At 69.7% G+C, this 19,103-nt stretch carries 15 protein-coding genes; 6 read left to right on the forward strand and 9 right to left on the reverse strand.

All coding sequences use genetic code 11. The features are described from left to right. Nucleotides 1–20: 20 nt before the first annotated feature. The 3 genes from rpmA to BKH33_RS03780 form a co-directional block, all read right to left on the reverse strand. Nucleotides 21–278 carry a 50S ribosomal protein L27 gene (rpmA, locus tag BKH33_RS03770; RefSeq protein ID WP_003785909.1) on the reverse strand — a complete coding sequence of 86 codons (258 nt, stop codon included), beginning with the start codon at nucleotides 276–278 and terminating at the stop codon, nucleotides 21–23. A gap of 69 nt (nucleotides 279–347) precedes the next feature. Continuing rightward, nucleotides 348–668, reverse strand: a complete 321-nt coding sequence (rplU, locus tag BKH33_RS03775) for a 50S ribosomal protein L21 (protein WP_009746876.1) — start codon at nucleotides 666–668, stop codon at nucleotides 348–350. A 182-nt stretch (nucleotides 669–850) separates the two neighbouring features. Continuing rightward, a complete protein-coding gene (locus BKH33_RS03780) occupies nucleotides 851–4,183 on the reverse strand; it encodes an Rne/Rng family ribonuclease (protein WP_076142560.1) in 3,333 nt (1,110 codons plus the stop codon). Between the two features lie 636 nt (nucleotides 4,184–4,819). On the opposite strand from BKH33_RS03780, the gene BKH33_RS03785 reads away from it, so the two are divergent. From BKH33_RS03785 to BKH33_RS03805, 5 genes are all read left to right on the forward strand, one after another. Next, a complete protein-coding gene (locus tag BKH33_RS03785) occupies nucleotides 4,820–6,394 on the forward strand; it encodes a cytochrome ubiquinol oxidase subunit I (RefSeq protein ID WP_003785905.1) in 1,575 nt (524 codons plus the stop codon). 20 nt (nucleotides 6,395–6,414) lie between these two features. Further along, the gene (gene cydB, locus BKH33_RS03790) at nucleotides 6,415–7,560 is read left to right on the forward strand and encodes a cytochrome d ubiquinol oxidase subunit II (protein WP_003785885.1); all 1,146 of its coding nucleotides are present in this window, start codon (nucleotides 6,415–6,417) and stop codon (nucleotides 7,558–7,560) included. A gap of 75 nt (nucleotides 7,561–7,635) precedes the next feature. Next, complete coding sequence (gene cydD / locus BKH33_RS03795) at nucleotides 7,636–9,447, forward strand: thiol reductant ABC exporter subunit CydD (protein WP_181950051.1); 1,812 nt, start codon at nucleotides 7,636–7,638, stop codon at nucleotides 9,445–9,447. Between the two features lie 5 nt (nucleotides 9,448–9,452). Next, nucleotides 9,453–11,306: a thiol reductant ABC exporter subunit CydC gene (gene cydC, locus BKH33_RS03800; RefSeq protein WP_076078320.1), complete on the forward strand. Its 1,854-nt coding sequence runs from the start codon at nucleotides 9,453–9,455 to the stop codon at nucleotides 11,304–11,306. A gap of 5 nt (nucleotides 11,307–11,311) precedes the next feature. Next, nucleotides 11,312–13,420 carry a GAF domain-containing sensor histidine kinase gene (locus tag BKH33_RS03805; protein ID WP_043540026.1) on the forward strand — a complete coding sequence of 703 codons (2,109 nt, stop codon included), beginning with the start codon at nucleotides 11,312–11,314 and terminating at the stop codon, nucleotides 13,418–13,420. A gap of 42 nt (nucleotides 13,421–13,462) precedes the next feature. Here BKH33_RS03805 and BKH33_RS03810 read toward each other — a convergent pair whose 3' ends face one another. The 6 genes from BKH33_RS03810 to coaD all read right to left on the reverse strand — a co-directional run bounded on the left by BKH33_RS03810 (nucleotide 13,463) and on the right by coaD (nucleotide 17,969). Next, entirely contained in the window at nucleotides 13,463–14,116 is a 654-nt protein-coding gene (locus BKH33_RS03810; RefSeq protein WP_003785882.1) for a response regulator, read from the reverse strand. A gap of 118 nt (nucleotides 14,117–14,234) precedes the next feature. Then, nucleotides 14,235–15,338: a bifunctional DNA-formamidopyrimidine glycosylase/DNA-(apurinic or apyrimidinic site) lyase gene (gene mutM, locus BKH33_RS03815; protein WP_003785870.1), complete on the reverse strand. Its 1,104-nt coding sequence runs from the start codon at nucleotides 15,336–15,338 to the stop codon at nucleotides 14,235–14,237. After that, nucleotides 15,338–16,132 carry a ribonuclease III gene (gene rnc / locus BKH33_RS03820; RefSeq protein ID WP_003785899.1) on the reverse strand — a complete coding sequence of 265 codons (795 nt, stop codon included), beginning with the start codon at nucleotides 16,130–16,132 and terminating at the stop codon, nucleotides 15,338–15,340. Before rnc ends, mutM begins: the two co-directional genes overlap by 1 nt. After that, entirely contained in the window at nucleotides 16,132–16,710 is a 579-nt protein-coding gene (locus tag BKH33_RS03825; protein WP_003785896.1) for a YceD family protein, read from the reverse strand. Before BKH33_RS03825 ends, rnc begins: the two co-directional genes overlap by 1 nt. A gap of 111 nt (nucleotides 16,711–16,821) precedes the next feature. Then, nucleotides 16,822–17,373, reverse strand: a complete 552-nt coding sequence (locus BKH33_RS03830) for an ATP synthase subunit B family protein (protein WP_003785872.1) — start codon at nucleotides 17,371–17,373, stop codon at nucleotides 16,822–16,824. After that, nucleotides 17,370–17,969, reverse strand: a complete 600-nt coding sequence (gene coaD, locus BKH33_RS03835; RefSeq protein WP_003785890.1) for a pantetheine-phosphate adenylyltransferase — start codon at nucleotides 17,967–17,969, stop codon at nucleotides 17,370–17,372. The genes BKH33_RS03830 and coaD overlap by 4 nt, the downstream gene beginning before the upstream one ends. A 130-nt stretch (nucleotides 17,970–18,099) precedes the next feature. On the opposite strand from coaD, the gene BKH33_RS03840 reads away from it, so the two are divergent. After that, complete coding sequence (locus BKH33_RS03840; RefSeq protein ID WP_076081052.1) at nucleotides 18,100–19,098, forward strand: LacI family DNA-binding transcriptional regulator; 999 nt, start codon at nucleotides 18,100–18,102, stop codon at nucleotides 19,096–19,098. Nucleotides 19,099–19,103 lie beyond the last annotated feature (5 nt).

Here is a 19,103-nt window from a genome sequence, read left to right on the forward strand (position 1 = left end):
ACGTGTGAGGTGCTCGGGGCTCAGGCCTCGGGAAGCACGACGTTGACGACCCGGCGACCGCGGAAGGTGCCGAACTCGACGTTGCCGGCAGCGGTGGCGAACAGGGTGTCGTCGTTGCCGCGGCCGACGTTGCGGCCGGGGTGGAAGTGGGTGCCGCGCTGGCGGACGATGATCTCGCCGGCCTTGACGAACTGACCTCCGAAGCGCTTGACGCCGAGGCGCTGCGCGTTGGAGTCGCGGCCGTTACGGGAGGAACCAAGACCCTTCTTGTGTGCCATGGTTTAAGGCTTCTTTCTTCTCGAGCGTGTGCGTTCAGGATGCCCGCGTACTGGCTGGCGCCGGGGCGGTCACTTGATGGCGGTGACCTTGACGGCCGTCAGCTGAGCGCGGTGGCCCTGGCGCTTGCGGAAGCCGGTCTTGTTCTTGAACTTGAGGATGTTGATCTTGGGGCCCTTCTCGTCACCGATGATCTCTGCGGTGACGGAGGACTTGGCCAGGTCGGCGGCAGCGGTGGTCACCTTGTCGCCGTCCACCAGCATGACGGGGGCGAGGGTGACCTCGTCGCCGATCTCACCAGCAAGCTTGTCGACAACCACGACGTCGCCGACGGAGACCTTCTCCTGACGGCCGCCGGCCTTGACGATCGCGTAGACCACTTGAATGCTCATCTCTGTAGATTCTTCGAAAGGCTCTCACGCGCTGCAAGGCTCTGATCAGCCTCGCCGGGAGGGCCCTGTCCTGGGCAATGGCGCAAGACGCACCGGCAGATAACTCTAGGCGATCATGTCGCCCGCACCAACCTCCGACCTCTTCTACTCCCTGTGTTCTTGGGCACGAAGCCCCCTGGGCCCTAGGCCGACGCGTCGGAGGTCTCTGAAGAATTCTCCGACGACGGCGCAGCGCTCTTGGCAGTGGCCCGTCTCCTGGTTCTCCTGGCGGGCTTCTCGCCCACCGATTCCTCAGGCGTCTCACCGGGCTGCTGCTCGGCAGGAGCCTCGGGTCCGTTGCCGGTCTTCTTCTCAGCCTTCTTCTCAGTCTTCTTGCCGGTCTTCTTCTCAGCCTTCTCGGTCTTCTTGCCAGTCCTCTTGGCGGCCTTCCTCTCCGAGGCCTTCTCGGCCGACTTCCTAGCCCTGGACCTGGCCGGCCCGTCCTCGCCGGTGGAGGCCTGAGTGTCCTGGGTATCCTGGGTATCCTGGATATCGCCGTCCTCGACCACGTCATGCGCCATCTCGGCCTGCTCCTCACCAGCCCCCTGCGGACCGACGGCCTCCTGAGGCTCCGGGCTCTCCTGCTCAGCCTCCTTGTGAGCCTGCTCAGCAGCTGCCGCGATCTGGGCCAGGGCGCCGCGGACCGCGGCCCGGGCCTCGTCATCAGCCCCGGACTCGGGCGAGCCGACGACGTCACGGCCCCCGGATCCCTTGCCGCGACCGGAGCCCTTAGCGCTCTTGGAGCTCTTGGTCTCCTGGGAGTCCTTCTTGCTCTCCTTCCTACCGGCAGCCGCCTGCTCCTCGCGGTTCTTGCGCCCTCGCGAGCGCCCGCCGCCGCGAGAGGCCGAGGCCGACATGTCGATCTGCTGGTTCTCCACGGGCTCGTCGTGAACGATGAAGCCGCGGCCCTTGCAGTGCTCGCAGGTGGTGGAGAAGGCCTCGACCAGTCCCTGTCCGACCCGCTTGCGGGTCATCTGAACCAGGCCGAGGGAGGTGACCTCGGTGACCTGGTGGCGGGTGCGGTCACGGCCCAGGCACTCCACGAGCCGGCGCAGGACGAGATCCCGGTTGGACTCCAGGACCATGTCGACGAAGTCGATGACGACCATGCCGCCGATGTCGCGCAGGCGCAGCTGGCGCACGATCTCCTCGGCGGCCTCGAGGTTGTTACGGGTGACGGTCTCCTCCAGGGTGCCGCCAGCCCCGGTGAAGCGACCGGTGTTGACGTCGATGACGGTCATCGCCTCGGTGCGGTCGATGACCAGGGTGCCACCGCTGGGCAGCCAGACCTTGCGGTCGAAGCCCTTGGCGAGCTGCTCGTCCACGCGATGGGCGGCGAAGACCTCCTCAGGTCCGGTCCAGTGCTCGAGCCGCTCGGCCAGGTCCGGGCTGACCTCGTCGATGTACTGGGAGATCGTCGACCAGGTCCTGTCCCCGGAGACGATGAGCTTGCGGAAGTCCTCGTTGAAGACGTCACGGATGACCCTCACGGCGAGCTCGGGCTCTCCCTTGAGGAGGACCGGGGCCTTGCCGCTGCCCTTCATGACGGAGGACGCCTTCTTCTCGATGGCCTCCCACTGAGCGACGAGCCGCTCGACGTCGGAGGTCAGCTGCTCCTGACTGGCCCCCTCCGCGGCGGTGCGCACGATGACTCCGGCGGAGTCGGGGACGATCCGCTTGAGGATCTTCTTGAGGCGGCTGCGCTCGGTGTCGGGCAGCTTGCGCGAGATCCCCGTCATGGAGCCGCCGGGAACAAGGACCAGGTAGCGGCCCGCCAAGGTGATCTGACTGGTGAGGCGGGCGCCCTTGTGCCCGATGGGGTCCTTGGTGACCTGGACCAGAACGGTGTCCCCGCTGGAGAGCGCGTCCTCGATCCGGCGGGGCCGCCCCTCCAGTCCCGCGGCGTCCCAGTTGACCTCGCCGGCGTAGAGCACGGCGTTGCGTCCCTTGCCAAGGTCCACGAAGGCGGCCTCCATGGAGGGCAGGACGTTCTGGACCCGACCGACGTAGACGTTGCCGACCATGGAGGTCTGGGTGTGCCGGGAGACGTAGTGCTCCACGAGGAGCCCGTCCTCCAGGACGGCGATCTGGTTGAGGCCATCGGACTCGCGCACGATCATCTGGCGGTCCACGGACTCGCGGCGGGCCAGGAACTCGGCCTCGGTGACGATGGGCCGACGACGTCCGGCCGCCCGCCCCTCCCGGCGGCGCTGACGCTTGGCCTCCAACCGGGTGGATCCCTTGAGGGCGGTCACCTCATCACGCGGGTCACCACTGTCCGAGCGGGTACGGGACCGACGCCGCCGCCGGCGCGATCCGGACGCGGTCCCCGCACCCGTCTCCGCTCCACCGTCGGCGGAGGACTCCCGCACCGATGACGTCGCGTCGCTCGAGTCCTCCCCGGCGTCCTGGGAACCGTCCTCGAGGTCACCGCGAGCCGAGTCATCACCACGGTCATCGCCACGCGAGCGCGAGCGCCGACCGCGCCCACCACGGCGACGCTTGCGGCGAGTGCCGCCCTCCTGAGCATCATCGGAGGACTCGGCCTGGGAGTCGGTGGCGGCGTCCTGGGACGCCTCGGCGTCATCACTGGACTCGTCGTCCGCCGAGTCCCCGCGCCCCGGGCGGGGCGCCCCCGAATCAGCAACAGCCCGACGACGACGGCTCCGCCTCGCGCCCCGGCCGGCTCGGGCAGAGGTCGACGCGGAGGACTCATCCTCGCCCTCGTCACCCGCTTCCCGGTCACCGGCGTCGGTTCGGGAACCGGAGCCGAGCCCACCCTCATCATCCGCCCAGTCACGTGCACCGCCCTGGTGACGAGAGGCGGTCGGCGCCTCCTGAGGAGCGGAGGTCGCGGCGGTGACCCGCCGACGCCGGCGGGCCCGACTGGGGTCGGGGGCCTGGAACAGCAGCGAGGCAGCCGGAAGACGAGGAGCCTCCGGCTCCTCCTCATGCGTGTCCACCTGCGCGGACCCGTCGTCGCGAGCCTCGGACACGCCGGGGTCCTCCTCCTCGGTCCCCTCATCCTCGACCAGCGGCTCGCCCTCACCCTCTACAGGGTCTGCGTCGAGCACGGTGGTCGACGCAGGCTCAGACCTCTCCGACTCCGCATCATCGGACTCACCGGCCTGAGCAAGGGCGGTGCGGGACTCAGCGGCTGGAGCCGCCTCGGGAGCGGCGGAGGCCGCAACCACCTTGCGGCGACGACGAGGCGGGGTCGGGGCCGTATCCGAGCCGGTGTCCGAGGCGGCCGAAGCCTCCGGACCGTCCTCGTCATCCCGGTCGGTGCCGAAGGCGGCGACACCGTCCAAGACGCCGACCGAGCCGGGCTGCTCGGCAGCGGGCGCCTGAGCCGGGGCAGCGGCAGCGGCAGTAACTCGACGGCGACGACGCGGAGCCGGGGCGCTCAGGGCGTCAGCGCCGGCGTGGTCCTGCTCGTGCGATTCTGTTGATTCTGATGTGGTGCGACGTGCCATGGGGCTTGCACTCTCCGAGGCTGACGCCGTCGTCGTACCCTCGACGCATCAGCGCGGTTGTGCTCCCGAGCGGGAGCAGCGAAAAAGTCTGCGATCGCGCCCAGTAGGGCGCTTGCCTTACCTGACGTCCACACAGACCGGGCTCGCAGCGGCGCAGCTCGGGCGGCGCAAGGTCCTCGGACAGGGTCGGTCGGAAGGCGTGGTCCCAGGTACTGGTACGAAGCACCCGAAGCCGAATGGAAGTATCCCACACATGCGGCGATAAGTGCCTGTGCGACTCGTCGTGACCCCAGGTGGCCCATATCTCGTCCCACCCTGAACTCAACTCACAGCCAGCATCTTCTCGGAATTCAGTCAGTATTTAGTGAACTCCCGCGATCTACTTGCGGGCCTTCGGTCCTACTCACAGGATCGCCCGCCTTCGGCGTTCACAGCCTGAACCACCCTCCGACAACTCCTCTGAATCGTAGTCTTGACAAGAAGAATAGGAGGCCTGCTACGGGCGCCGCCATCACATTGAGACCCGCTTGTTTCATGACATCACGTCACGGATGGCCTACAATCTCCCTATTGACCTGTAGGACGTTCTACAGAATACCTTATCGATCTCATCGTCGTCTCCGAAAGGTGGCACGGATGGCCATCTCTCCTATGGCGCTGGACTCTTTGGATCTGGCGCGCTGGCAGTTCGGTATCACCACCGTCTACCACTTCATCCTGGTCCCGCTGACCATCGGGCTCTCGCCGCTGGTGGCTCTCATGGAGACGCTCTGGCGTCGGACCGGCAACAAGCAGTGGCTGGTGGCCACCAAGTTCTTCGGCAAGATCCTGCTCATCAACTTCGCGCTGGGTGTGGCCACCGGTATCGTCCAGGAGTTCCAGTTCGGGATGAACTGGTCGGAGTACTCGAGGTTCGTGGGCAACATCTTCGGCGCTCCGCTCGCCTTCGAGGCCCTGCTGGCCTTCTTCATGGAGTCCGTCTTCCTGGGGCTGTGGATCTTCGGTTGGGACCGCCTCTCCCCCAGGCTGCACAACCTGTGCATGTGGGCCGTGGCCGCCGGCACGAACTTCTCCGCCTTCTTCATCCTCACCGCCAACTCCTGGATGCAGCACCCGGTCGGCTCCGTCGTCAACCCCAAGACAGGCCGCGCCGAGCTCGACGGCGTGAGCGGCTTCCTCAAGCTTCTGTCCAACGAGCTGGTGTGGGCCACCGTCCTGCACGTCATCTCCTCGGCCCTGCTGGTCGCCGGCGCCGTCGTCATGGGGGTCTCGGTGTGGTGGATGGTCAAGGCCGCCCGCGCCGAGCAGGACTTCGAGGCTCGTGAGCTGTGGCGCCGCGTGACCCGCTTCGGCGCCATCACCATGGTGGCCGCAGGACTGGTCACGGCCGGCACCGGCCACATGCAGGGCCAGCTGGTCGCCGAGTACCAGCCGGCCAAGATGGCCGCGGCCGAGGGCCTGTGCCACACCGAGGCCGGGGCTCCCTTCACCGTGGCCGCCTTCGGGGACTGCAAGGACGAGGACGGCATGGTCCGGTTCATCTCGGTTCCGGGTGTCTACTCCTTCATGGCCACCAACGACTTCAATGCCGAGATCACCGGGCTCAAGGAGGCCGGCGACACCTACACCGAGCGGTACGGCAACACCGACGCCCGAGGCAACGCCGTGGACTACAGCCCCAACGTCATGGTCAACTTCTGGTCCTTCCGCCTTATGATCGGGCTGGGCATAGCCTCCATGGGTCTGGGCGCTCTGGCCCTGTGGCTGACCCGCTCCGGGCGGCTCATCTCCCACCCGCTCCTGGGCAAGACGGCCCTGGCCACCATGTGGCTGCCCTTCATCGCCTGCTCCTTCGGGTGGATCTTCCGCGAGATGGGGCGCCAGCCCTGGGTCATTGTGCCCAACCTGTCCGACCCGGTCTCCCAGGTCTACATGCTCACCGCCGACGGAGTCTCCTCCGTGGTCTCCTCGGGCACGGTGCTGGCCTCAATGGTCATCTTCACCCTGCTGTACGCCGCGCTCGGCGTGGTCTGGTTCGTGCTGCTGAGACGCTACATCCGCGAGGGCGTGCGCACCCCGGTGCCGGACAAGATCTCCGACACCGGCAAGGCCTCAGGATCCGACGACGCGGATTCGGAGGACTCCGACAGCTCCGACGCCGAGGCCACCGGCTCATCCACGAGCACCCCGGCCCTGTCCTTCGCCTACTGAACCGAGGAAGGTAGACACCCATGACACTGAGCATCCTCTGGTTCATCCTCATCGCCGTCCTGTGGATCGGCTACCTCACCCTGGAGGGTTTCGACTTCGGCGTCGGAATGCTTCTGAAGATCCTGGGGCGTGATGAGCGCGAGCGGCGCGCGACGCTGGCCACCATCGGCCCCCACTGGGACGGCAACGAGGTGTGGCTGCTCACCGCCGGCGGGGCGACCTTCGCCGCCTTCCCCGAGTGGTACTCCACCCTGTTCTCCGGGGCCTACATCGTCCTGTTCGTCATCCTGCTGTGCCTCATCGTGCGCGTGTGCGCCATCGAGTGGCGCCCCAAGGTCAATTGCCAGACCTGGCGTGACCGCTGGGACTGGGTGCACACGATCAGCGCCTGGCTACCCTCCATCCTGTGGGGCGTGGCCTTTGCGAACCTGGTCCAGGGCATGCACATCGAGGTCGTCCGGATCTCCAACGGCGCCGTCGTCCCGGCCGGCCAGGTTCCGGCGGACTCGCTGGTTCCCGGTGCCGCCCACCAGATCACCGGAGGACTGCTCACCATGGTGACACCCTTCACCCTGCTGGGTGGCGCCGTCACCTGCCTGCTCTTCCTCAACCACGGCGCGCTTTTCGTGGCCCTCAAGACCACCGGTGATCTCTCCCAGCGAGCGCTGAGCCTGTCCCGCAGGCTGGCTCCGGCGGCCACCGCCGTCACCGCCGCCTGGGCCCTGTGGGCGCAGCTGGCCTACTCGAACAGTGCCCTGTCCTGGATCCCGCTGGCCATCGCTGCAGCCGGACTCATCGGCTCGCTGCTGGCCGGTCGCACCGCCGGTGAGGGACGGGGGGAGGGATGGGCCTTCGCCCTGCACTTCGTGGGGATCGCCTTCGCCGCCGTCTTCATCTTCGCGGCCATGGCACCCAATGTCATGCGCTCCTCGGTGGACCCGGCCTACTCGCTGACGATCCAGCAGGCCGCGAGCGCCGACACGACGCTGCTCATCATGACCGTCGCTGCGGCCGTATTCGTCCCCGGGGTCCTGGCCTACACCGTTTGGAGCTACAAGGTGTTCGCCTCACGCATCAGCGTGGAGGGCATCAACCCCGATCAGGGCGGGCTTCACCCGACGCTGGTGCGTGACTCCGCCCAGCCCGAGGCGCACTTCGGGTACTGAGCTGTCACAGGCCCCGGATGAACGCACGGGCCGAGGGCATCGGGTCTTTGGACCTACTCCCCTATCCTTGGACGGGTGAAGCCTCTCGACCCTCGGCTGATGCGTTACGCCCGTTCGGCCCGGAGATACATCGCCGCGACGGCCGTGACCGGAATGGCGACCGCCGCGTTGGTGGTGGCACAGGCCTTCCTCGTCTCGGGCGCGGTCGGCGCAGTCATCTCCAAAGGCGCCGGCCCCACGGCGGTAAGAGGGCTGTTGCTGGCTCTGGGAGGTGTCGTGGCGGCTCGGGCCCTGGTGATCCTCCTGCAGGAGGTCCATGCCCATCGCTCTGCGGCGGGGACGATCATCGAGCTGCGCCGTCTGGTCCTGGAGCACGCCGCCCGGCTGGGCCCTCGGTGGCAGGCTGTGCACGGGACCGAGGCCGCCACGCTGCTGACCCGAGGCCTGGATGACCTGGAACCCTACTTCACCCGCTACCTGCCCCAGCTGGTACTGACCGCCACGGTCACTCCTGCGACAGTGCTGGTTCTCATCACCCAGGACTGGCCGGCCGCTGTCGCCGTGGTGTGCACCCTGCCCCTCATCCCGATCTTCATGATCCTTATCGGCAGGATGACCCAGTCCGTCTCCCAGGAGCGGTTGGAGACCATGCAGGTCCTGGGCGACCAGGTGCTCGACCTCATCTCGGGACTGCCCACCCTCAAGGCCCTGGGGCGTGAGCAGAAGCCGGCCGAGCGGGTGCGAGCCCTGGGGCGCTCCTACCGACGCACCACCATGTCGACCTTGCGGATCGCCTTCCTGTCGGGGGCGGTCCTGGAGTTCATCACGACCCTGTCGGTGGCGATCATCGCCGTCGAGATCGGGTTCCGGCTGGTGGCCGGTCGCATGGACCTGTTCACCGGTCTGCTCGTGCTCATGGTGGCCCCGGAGGTCTACCAGCCGCTGCGACAGGTGGGATTTCAGTTCCATGCCTCGGCCAACGGGGTGGCCGCCGCCGAGTCCGTCTTCGAGATTCTTGAGACGCCCGTCCCCGAGCACGGCAGCCTACCGGCCCCCGATCTGCGCACCGCGACCATCAGGCTCGACGCCGTGTCCGTGGCGGCCCGAGGAGCATGGGCGCCGGCGGGCCTGAGCACCACGATCCGTCCCGGCAGCCTCGTGGCCCTGACCGGGGCATCGGGCGCGGGAAAGACCACGACGACGCAGGTCCTCCTCGGCCTGCTGCCCGCGGACCGGGGACGGGTGAGGGTCGTGCCCGCCCCCGAGGGGGACGGACTGGACGGCGCCGTCGACCTCAGCGAGATCGATCCGGGTACCTGGTGGAAGCAGATCGTCTGGGTCCCCCAGCGTCCCACCATCACCCCGGGAACGGTGCTGGAGAACGTGCTGAGCAACGCACCGGGCGATACCGCAGGCAACGCTGCCGACGCCGCCTGCAGTGCCTCGCCGACCGCAGGCGGGACCGGGCCCGTGCCCGCAGAGTTGGTGGAGGCCGCCCGGGCCACCGGCTTCGATGAGGTGGTGGCGGGGCTGCCGCAGGGATGGGACACACTCGTGGGCAGTGGGGGCGTGGGGCTGTCCGTGGGTCAGCGCCAGCGCCTGGCGCTGACGCGGGCACTGTGCTCGACGGCGCCCCTGGTGGTCATGGACGAGCCGACCGCGCACCTCGACGCCGCCAGCGAGGCGCACGTACTCACTGCGGTCCGCGCGCTGCACGCCTCGGGGCGCACGGTTGTCATCATCGCGCACCGTCCGGCGCTCATCGCCCTGGCCGAGCAGACCGTCGCCGTGACAAGCGAGCCGATACCGCCGGGACCTCAGGCAGAGGTCTCAACCGACGGGTCTGCCGCGCATGAGGCTGCGCGAGCGCAGGAGGAGGCCCTGTGAAAGCGATGTCCAGCATCCTCCTCTCCCCTGCCCTGTCCGCCCGTGAGCGCCGGGCACTGCGCCGGGCCGTGGGGCTGCTGCACCTGGACCGCTCGCGCTTCGCCCTGGCCGCGCTGGCCGGCACTGCCGGAATGGCCTCGGCGGTGGCCCTGTCCGGGGTGGCGGCCTGGCTCATTGCGAGGGCCTCCCAGATGCCCGACGTCGTCGCTCTGGGGGTGGCGCCGGTGGCGGTGCGGCTCTTCGGCATCTCCCGTTCGGTGCTGCGCTACTGCGAGCGGCTCGTCTCCCACGACACCGCCTTGAGGGGCATGGGAGCCCTGCGCACGCGCCTCTACGAGTCGCTGGCCTCGGCGCGCACCGACACGGTCGCCGGGCTGCGTCGCGGCGACGTGCTGGCGCGAGTGGGGAGCGACATCGACGCGGTCGGTGACCTCGTCGTGCGCGCCTACCTGCCCGCGGTAGTCGCAGCCGTCCTGGGTGCGGCCACCGCCGTCGGGATCGGGCTCGTCTACTGGCCGGCCGGCCTCATCCTGGCGACCTGTCTGCTTCTGTCCGGGCTGGGGGCACCGCTGGCAACGATCCGCTCGGCCCGGATCGCCGAGCAGGCCCGCCAGCAGCAGGCCTCCGAGCTGTCCGCGGACGTGCTCGCGGTGCTGGAGGGCGCCCCGGAACTGACTGTCTCCGGACGCCTGACGGACTCCATGCGCCAGGTCGCCTCCCGGGAGACGAGCCTGGTCCGTCTGCGAGACCGGGCCGCCGTCCCCGCGGCGATCGCGGCGGCCCTGGACACAGCAGCCATGGGTGTTGCGGTCGTGGGCAACCTGGTGGTCGGGGTGGGGGCCGTGGCCGCCGGACAGCTGGGCCCGGTGTGGCTGGCGGTCATCGTCCTGGTTCCGCTGGCGGCCTTCGAGGCCACCTCCGCGCTCAGCCCTGCCAGCGTGCAGCTGGTGAGATCCGCCGGCGCCGCCTGCCGTATCGTGGAGCTCATTGAGACCGCTGAGGCCAGCGCTCAGCGATCATCGGTCACCCGGGAGCTACCGGCCCCCTCGCAGCGGGGGCCGTGGCTTCGGGCCAGGAACCTGGCGGTGGGCTGGCCGGGTGGGCCGGTCGTGGCCGACGGCATCGACCTGGACCTTCAGGTCGGCAGCAGGGTGGCGATCGTGGGCCCCTCGGGGATCGGGAAATCGACCCTGCTGGCCACTCTGGCGGGGCTGTTGGAGCCCCGGGGCGGCAGCCTGACGCTCGACGGCGTCCCGCCGTGGGAGGTTGCCCGTGCCGAGGCGGCAGCCCGAGTCTGTCTGACCGCGGAGGACGCGCATGTCTTCCACACGAGTGTTCTGGAGAACCTGCGTGTGGCGCGTGGGGACGTCACTCCCGCCGAGGCGAGTGAGCTGCTGGTGCGGGCCGGACTGGGCGACTGGCTCGAGGCGCTACCCGATGGCGTCGACACGATCATCGGGACGGACGCCGCAACGCTGTCGGGCGGGGAGCGACGTCGGCTTCTGCTGGCCCGGGCGCTGGCGGCTCCCGCCCCGCTCATGCTCCTGGATGAACCCGGCGAGCACCTCGACGCCGCCACCGCGGACCGGCTCGTGGCCGACCTGTTGACGGTGGGGGCCTCTCAGGGCCGCGGCACGCTCCTGATCACCCACCGCCTGAGCGCTCTGGCGCACGCCGACGAGGTCATGGTCATGGGACGCCCCCCGCAGGCGACCACGGAGCAGGCGCCGGCGACTATCCTGCACAGGGGCAGCCACGACAGCCTCCAGAACGTCTCCGATGCCTACCGGTGGGCGCTCTCCCAGGAGGACCAGGACAGACAACAGGACGACACGTCCCACGTGAGCCGGACGAGCTGAGCACGATGACGACACACGAGACGAGACACGCAGCAGACACGCCCCCGCAGGGCCCCCGATTTCCCGGTGTGCCCGAGGACGATCCGCAGGAGTCCGACGGCCCCGCTCTCCAGGACCGGGAACCGGCGGCGCCGCCGTCGGAGGAGACCACCCCGGCAGGGCGTCTGGCCTACGCCGTCCACGCCGACCAGCTCGTGTCCACCCGAGGCCCACGGGCGGCGGTCGTCCACCCGAGCCTGGACCAGGCGACCGTCGCCCTCATCCAGGCGGCCCTGAGGCTCACCAGCTCCCTGCGGGTGCCTGACGCGCTGCGCCGCCTGGTGGAGTCGGCCTGCTCCATCACAGGTGCCTCCTGGGGCACTATCGCCGTGCTCAGCCACGCGGACATGGATGTTGAGGCCGTCGAGGCCGGATCCGCCCCTGGAGGGACCGGTACCGGCCTGAGCAGCGGCGTGCCCACGGCGACCCTTGATGAGCTCGCCCAGATGGCCGGTGCCACGAGCTCCGCCACTGATCCGAGCAGAGCCGCGGACGCCCTGCTCAGTGGGCTCGAGGGGACCGGCCTGGTCATCGACAATGACCTGGGTCGGGCCTCGGCCTTCACTGGCGCCATCGAGGACGAGGACACCGGCAGTCTGCTCTCCGCCCCGCTGCGGCTGCACGGGCAGGTCTACGGCCACCTCTACCTGTGTGACAAGCCCGGGGGCTTCACCCGCTCCGACGCCGACGCCGTCCTGACCCTCGCCCAGGCCGCGGCCGTGGCGGTGGAGAACGCCCGCCTGTACCGAGAGGCCCGCGATCGCGAGCAGTGGATGGTCGTCTCCCAGGAGCTGACGACGCTGCTGCTCTCCGGGGCCGAGGAGGACGACGCCCTGACCCTCATCGCCCACCGGGTCCGCCAGGTCGCCCATGCCGACACCGCCGCCCTCATCCTGCCCAGCATCGGGGAGCGCTGGATCTGCGAGATCGCCGACGGCGAGCACGCCCGGGAGCTGGTGGGCACCTTCTTCCCGTCCGAGGGCCGGGCCCTGACCACCCTGGCCCACCAGACCGGCCTGGTCGTGGCCTCCCTGGAGGATGCCTGGCAGGACGGCGACCTCCTAGTGCCCCAGCTGGCCCGGTTCGGGCCGGCCCTCTACGCCCCGATGATCCACCGGGGGCGGGGTGTGGGCGTCATGCTGCTGCTGCGCTCCCCCGGAGCGGCCCCGTTCACCGCCCAGGACCTGGAGATCGCCGAGCTCGTGGCGGGTCAGGCCACGATGGCCTTCGAGCTGGCCGACGCCCAGCACGCCGAGGAGATGGCCACGCTCCTGGACGAGCGGGCCAGAATCGGCCGGGACCTGCACGACCTGGCCATCCAGCAGCTCTTCGCCACCGGCATGCAGATCTCGGCGGTCCGGGAGCGGCTGGCCGGAGCCCGGGACAACGATGAGAGCGCCGGCAACGAGGTGGACCTGGACGTGGTGTGCTCCGTGCTGAGCACCGCCCTGGAGGCGGTGGACGACTCCGTGGGTCAGATCCGTTCCATCGTGCGCTCCCTGCGTGACCGCGATGAGGAGGTCGGTGTCGTCGAGCGCCTGCGACGGGAGGCCTCTCTGGCCCGTAACGCCCTGGGCTACGCCCCCTCGCTGCTGCTGAGCGTCGACGGCCGGGGCCTGGCCCAGGTGGACCGCGACGAGGAGGACCGGCTCATCACCTCGGTCGACGCCGTCGTGGGCCCGGACATCGCCGACGACATGGTGGCCGTGGTGCGCGAGGGCCTGAGCAACGTGGCCCGCCACGCCCATGCCTCCTCGGTGACGGTGGACGTCAAGATCGAAGGCGTGCTCCCGGGCTCGGAGCTGTGCTGCGGGCCGGGGGACGACGAGGGCCACGCCTCGGGCGACGCCGAGCCCTTCCGGGGCAGGCCGGTGGTGGAGATCGTCTGCCGCGACGACGGCGTCGGGGTGAACCCGTCGGTGAAGCGACGTTCGGGGACCGCCAATATGGCCGAGCGGGCCCGCCGCCACGGCGGAAGCTTCGTCATCGGCCCCAGGGCCCGCTCCGACGGCGAGCGCCGTGGTACCTGCTTCACCTGGCGGGTGCCGCTGGACGTGGGCGGCGCGCTGCGCTGACTGCGCCGCAGCCCGCGGTGGGTCCTCTGCGGGACGCTCCGGTCAGCCGTTGCGCCAGCCCGAGGCGCGCTGCCCGGCGACCCAGGCGGCGACCTGGGTGCGCCGCTGCAGGCCCATCTTGGCCAGCAGGGAGGTGATGTGGTTCTTGACCGTCTTCTCGGCGACCCCGAGGCGCTCACCGATCTCCCGGTTGGACAGGCCGTCGCCGATGAGGTCGAGCACCTTGCGCTCAGCATTGGTCAGGTCGGCGGTGGGGTCGTCGTGGTCGGCCCGCCGGCGCGTGACGGTGCGCTCGTCGAGCAGGACTCGACCGGAGGCGACCGCCCGCACGACGTCGCTGATCTCGGCGCCGTGGACGGTCTTGAGCAGGTAGGCCCTGGCCCCGGCGGCCAGCGCCTCGGCCAGGGCGTCATCGTCGTCGAAGGAGGTCAGCACGATCGGCAGGGCCTGGGGCACGGACTCGCGCAGCTCCTGCATGAGCTCGATGCCCGTGCCGTCGGGCAGCTGGAGGTCTACGAGGATGACGTCGGGACGGACCAGCTCGGCCCGGCGCACCGCCTCCGCCCGGGAGCCCGCCTCGGCAACAACATCGAGCCCGTCGGCACGGTCAATGATCTCGGCGATACCGCGACGGACGATCTCGTGGTCGTCCACGATCATGACGCGGACGATCTCCGAGGAGGGGGTGTGTGGCATGCTCATGACATTACCAGGGCCGGGGACCTACGTCACATGAACTGCCGCATCATGGCACCGTTCCCGCAGGGTGTGCACGGGGTCGCTCAACACGTCTCAGCACATCTCGGTGCCGGCCTCAGCCCACCCTGCTCGACCACTGCGGTCGGCCGGGCCGTCGTGGTCGGGTCTGACAGCCGGGACAGTAGGTGTGAGAGCGCCCTCCCAGGACCTCGCGGAGCATGGTGGCCCCGCAGCGGCGGCACTCCAGTCCCTGGCGCCCATAGGCCCCGAGCTCGCGGGCGAAGAATCCGGCGGCGCCCTCGACGTCGACGTAGAGGGCGTCGAAGCTCGTGCCACCGGCCTCAAGGGCTTTCGTCATGACCTCCGCCGTGGACTCAAGGATCCGGGCCACGACCCTGGGTCCCAGTGCGGTCCCGGGACGCAGTCCATGCACCCCTGATTCCCACAGGCCCTCGTCGGCGTAGATGTTACCGATGCCCGAGACGATCCCCTGGTCGAGCAGGAGGGTCTTGATGGCGCGCCTCGAGGCACGCATCCGGGAGATGACCCCGTCGGGACCGGTGCGCTGCAGGGCGGGGTCGAGCAGGTCGCGGGCGATATGGGTGGCGTCGGCCGGCAGTAACGGTTCCGGGCTGCCCGCGCCTCCAGGGGCACCGTCGGCGGTGGGGATGAGGTCGATGACATGGAGGCCTCCGAGCATGCGCTGGTCGACCAGGTCAAGGGCTGCTCCGTCCCCACCGTCACCGTCATCGGTGCTCGGCTCCGTACTCGGGTCGGTGCTGAGATGGATGCGCACGCGCAGGTGACGCAGCGAGGTCGAGATGTCCCGTACGTAGCGGGGCTGCTCGGTGGCACTCAGGTCCACCGGGCGTCCGTTGGGCTGAGTATCCGGGTCGACCAGGAAGGGGGCGGCGCTCACTGCTCCGGGGGCGACCTCTGCTCCGGCTGAGGCGGCGGTGCCGCGCACGAGCAGCTGGCCGCTCATACCCAGGTGGGCCGACAGAGCACGACCGTCGTCCAGGGTCAGCCACAGGAACTTCCCCCGCCGGACCGCCGCGGTGAGAATGCGCCCGGTGAGCTGGTCGACGAAGGCATGAGCACCACCGTCCTGGCGGCGCAGAGGGCGCGGGTCGAGAACGTCGACGCCCGTGACAGTGCGACCGACCACGTGCCGGGCGAGCCCGGCACGCACCACCTCGACCTCGGGGAGCTCGGGCATCAGCTCTTCTGGGTGGTCTGCTGGGTGAGCAGGTCGGCGCGCAGGGCCTCGTTGACACCGGGCAGGTCCAGCCCGCCGTCGCCCCGGGCGGCGAGGATGGCGGCGTAGGCGGCCTCGGCGGCGTCGTGCTCGGCGACCTTCTTCGAGCTTCCCGTCCCCTGTCCCAGCACCTCGCCGTCGACGATGGCGCTGGCGGTGAAGACCCGCTGGTGGTCGGGACCGGTGCCGGCCACCTCGTATGCGGGGTTGCCGAGCTGGTGGGCGGCGGTGAGCTCCTGGAGGCTCGTCTTCCAGTCCAGACCCGCACCGCGGGTGCGGGCCGAGTCCAGGAAGCGTGAGACGAGGCGGGTGACGACTGTGCGGGTCTCCTCCAGCCCGTGGGTGAGGTAGGTGGCGCCGATGAGGGCCTCGACCGTGTCGGACAGGATGGAGTCCTTGTCCCGTCCGCCCGAGAGCGCCTCACCCTTGCCGAGCTTGATGAACTCCCCCAGTCCCAGGTCGCGAGCGACGGCGGCCAGCGCCGGCTCGGAGACCGTGGCGGCGCGCATCTTGGCGAGCTGGCCCTCGGGGACGTCCGGGTGGGTGCGATAGAGATGCTCGGTGACGATGATCCCCAGGACGGAGTCTCCCAGGAACTCCAGACGCTCGTTGGTGGGCAGGCCACCGTTCTCGTGGGCGTAGGAGCGGTGGGTCAGGGCCAGGTCGAGGAGCTCACCGTCAATGCTGGGACCCCAGCGGTAGACGAGTGCCTCGGTGTCAGTGCGTGCGGGCGGGGCGCTGCGGCGCTTGGCCATCAGGACCGGCCCTCCTCGGGGGCCTCGCCCTGCGGGTCGGGCTCGGTCTCCAGCAGGCCGGCCAGCGCGGACCAGCGCGGATCGAGGACCTCATGGTGGTGGTCGGCGGGCAGGTCCTCGAGCCGCCTGCCGCAGTCGGGGCACAGCCCGGGGCAGTCGGGGCGGCACAGGGGCTGGAACGGCAGCGTGGGCACCAGGGCATCGCGCAGGGCGGGCTCGAGGTCCAGCGTGGTGTCTCCCAGGGCGAGGAGATCGTCGGCCTCCTCATCGCCCTGGGCCCGCTGAGCCTCAATGGCCTCGGGAAAGAGGTAGAGCTCGTCGATCCTCACGGTACGGTCCTCGTCGAGGTCGCGCAGGCAGCGCACGCACTCGCCGTGAACATGGAGGTCGGCATCGGCGTGGGCCAGGACGCCGTCGTCCATGGAGGTCAGGGTGACATCGAGGACGAGGTCGCTGCCCTCGGGCACACCGATGACCTCTGTGCCCAGGTCGGCGGGGGCGGGGGTTCGGATCTGCAGGTTCTTGACCGAGCCGGTGGCACGGGGCAGGTCGACGATGTCGACGACGAGTCCTGACATGAGTTCCTCCACAGCTGGTTGACCGCGCCGTCTGAGACGATGACCGTCGTCGGCGAGGTGATGAACGATGTGTCTGGCGCGAGCGTACCCGGCAGTCCCAGCAGCACCGACTCAGCGGGCAGAGGGGTCCACGGACCAGCCGGAGCGGCGACGAACGGGCTCCTGGACCTCCACCGACTGGTCCATGCCGTCACCCAGGCGCCCGGCCAGGACCTCCCGGCCGGCGCGGATCTGCTCGGCGACCTTGGCGACCTCGGCCTCCAGGGAGGCCAGGGCCCGGTCGGAGTACTCGTCCGCCCCGTGGCGAAGGGAGGCGGCCTTGTCCTCCGCGGCGGCCACGATGCTGTCGGCCCGGTCGTTGGCCATGCGCACGATGTTCTCGCCGGCCACCAGACGCTCGGACTCCTCCTGGGCGTACTGCACGAGCCGCTCGGACTCGGCACGTCCCTCCGCCAGGACGGCGTCGGCGTCGGCGACGATCTTCTCGGCGCGGTGAACGGCGGTGGGGACCGCGTCACGGGCCCGGTCGATGAGGTTCTGCGCGGCCTCCCGGTTGACGATCGCGGAGGCGCTCATCGGCATCGAGCGGGCATGGGTGATGAGATCATCGAGCTCATCGAGGATGTGCAGCAGGTCGTCTCCGGCATCGCGGCTGGTCGTCACGGTAGGTCCTCTCGTGTGTGGTCGGCGCCGACGATGCGGCCTGGCTGGGTCTTGGTGGGGAGGGTCCCTGAAGCACGGCCCTGCTGAGCCACCGGTCGGGCGGGCTGGGTTCCGGCGGAGGCGAGGCGGGCTTCCAGGGCGCGGGCGACGGCGGGCGGGACGAGGGCGGAGACGTCGCGGCCGTAGCCGGCGACGTCCTTGACGAGGGAGGAGGAGATGTGCGCGTAGGCGGGTGAGGCGGTCAGGAAGACCGTCTCCGGGGCGCCCAGGTCCCGGTTGAGCAGCGCCATGGGCAGCTCGGCGTCCAGATCGCTGCCGTTGCGCAGTCCCTTGATGATGGCGTTTGCACCGCGCCCGCGGCAGTAGTCGGCCAGGAGCCCGGGGATGAGAGCCACGTCGATGCCGGGCAGGTGGGAGGTGGAGTCCCTGGCCAGGGACAACCGCTCGTCGGCATCGAGCAGATGACGTCCGGCCTTGGCGGCGTTGTGGGCGATCCCGATGACGACGACGTCGAAGAGCGTGGTCGCGCGCGCGGCGATGTCGACGTGCCCCAGGGTGAGGGGGTCGAAGCTTCCGGGGTAGACGGCCAGGCTCATGCGGCCACGTTAATGGCTGGGCATGTTGCCGTGCGGGACGCGCGCCGCAGCAGCCCGTCAGTCCTCACCCCGCTGCCCGCCGGCACCCGGATATCCCGGAACGTCAAGGAGGCGCTGCTATATTTCCTCTGTGTCCACACGCGTGACTCTCAGTGACGTGGCTGACGCAGTCGGAGTCTCGCCTCAGACCGTCTCCCGCGTGCTCAACAACCACCCGTCGGTTCGTCCCGAGACGCGTCAGAAGGTCCTGGCGGCCGTCCAGGCACTGGGTTACGAGCCGAACCTCGCCGCCCGCTCATTGGCCTCGGGCTCCTCCGGGGGCGTGGGAATTCTGCTGACCGCCGGGCTGTCGCACGGGATGGCCTCCATCTTCTCCGCGATCGCCAGGGCGGTGCGCGAGCGGGGGGACACATTCGTCCTGGCCACCGCTGACGGCCACGCGCCGGAGTCGGTCAAGGAGGCACTCGCCCACCTGCACGGCCACCGCGTCACGACCGTCGTGGTCCTCGCCCAACGCGCCGACGTCCTGGCCGTCCTCTCGTCTCAACGCAACCGCGGTCCGGTCGTGGCCATCATCTCAGGTCAGCACGAGTTCTCCGAGTTGTCCACCGTCTCCATCGACCAGGCCCTGGGAGCCAGGCTGGCAACGGAGCACCTTCTGGCTCAGGGACGCAGCCGCCTGCTGCATGTCACCGGAGACCTCTCCTGGCAGGATGCCTCGGAGCGCCTGGCCGCCTACGAGTCGGTCTGCGCGCAGGCCGGAGTTCCCGGCCGCTGGGTGGGCACGGACGCCTGGACAGGAGAAGCAGGGGCCAAGGTCGCCAGACGTCTGCTCGATAGCGGCTTACCCGACGCCGTCTTCGCCGCCAACGATGACATCGCCCTGGGGCTGTGCCACGAGCTTCTCGCCGCCGGCGTGAGGATACCCGACGACGTCGCCGTCGTCGGCTTCGACGACATTCCCCTGGCGCGTTGGGCGACTCCGTCGCTGTCGAGCGTGATTCAGGACTTCGACGCCCTGGGGCAGGCCTCACTGAGGCTGTCCGACGAGCTCGTCGAGGGCGCCCCTGCCCACAGCATCTGCCTGAAGCCTCAGCTCGTCGTCAGGGCGTCAACGACCAAGGCCTAGCACCT

The organism is Actinomyces naeslundii, assembly GCF_001956585.1.
Lineage (GTDB): Bacteria > Actinomycetota > Actinomycetes > Actinomycetales > Actinomycetaceae > Actinomyces > Actinomyces naeslundii.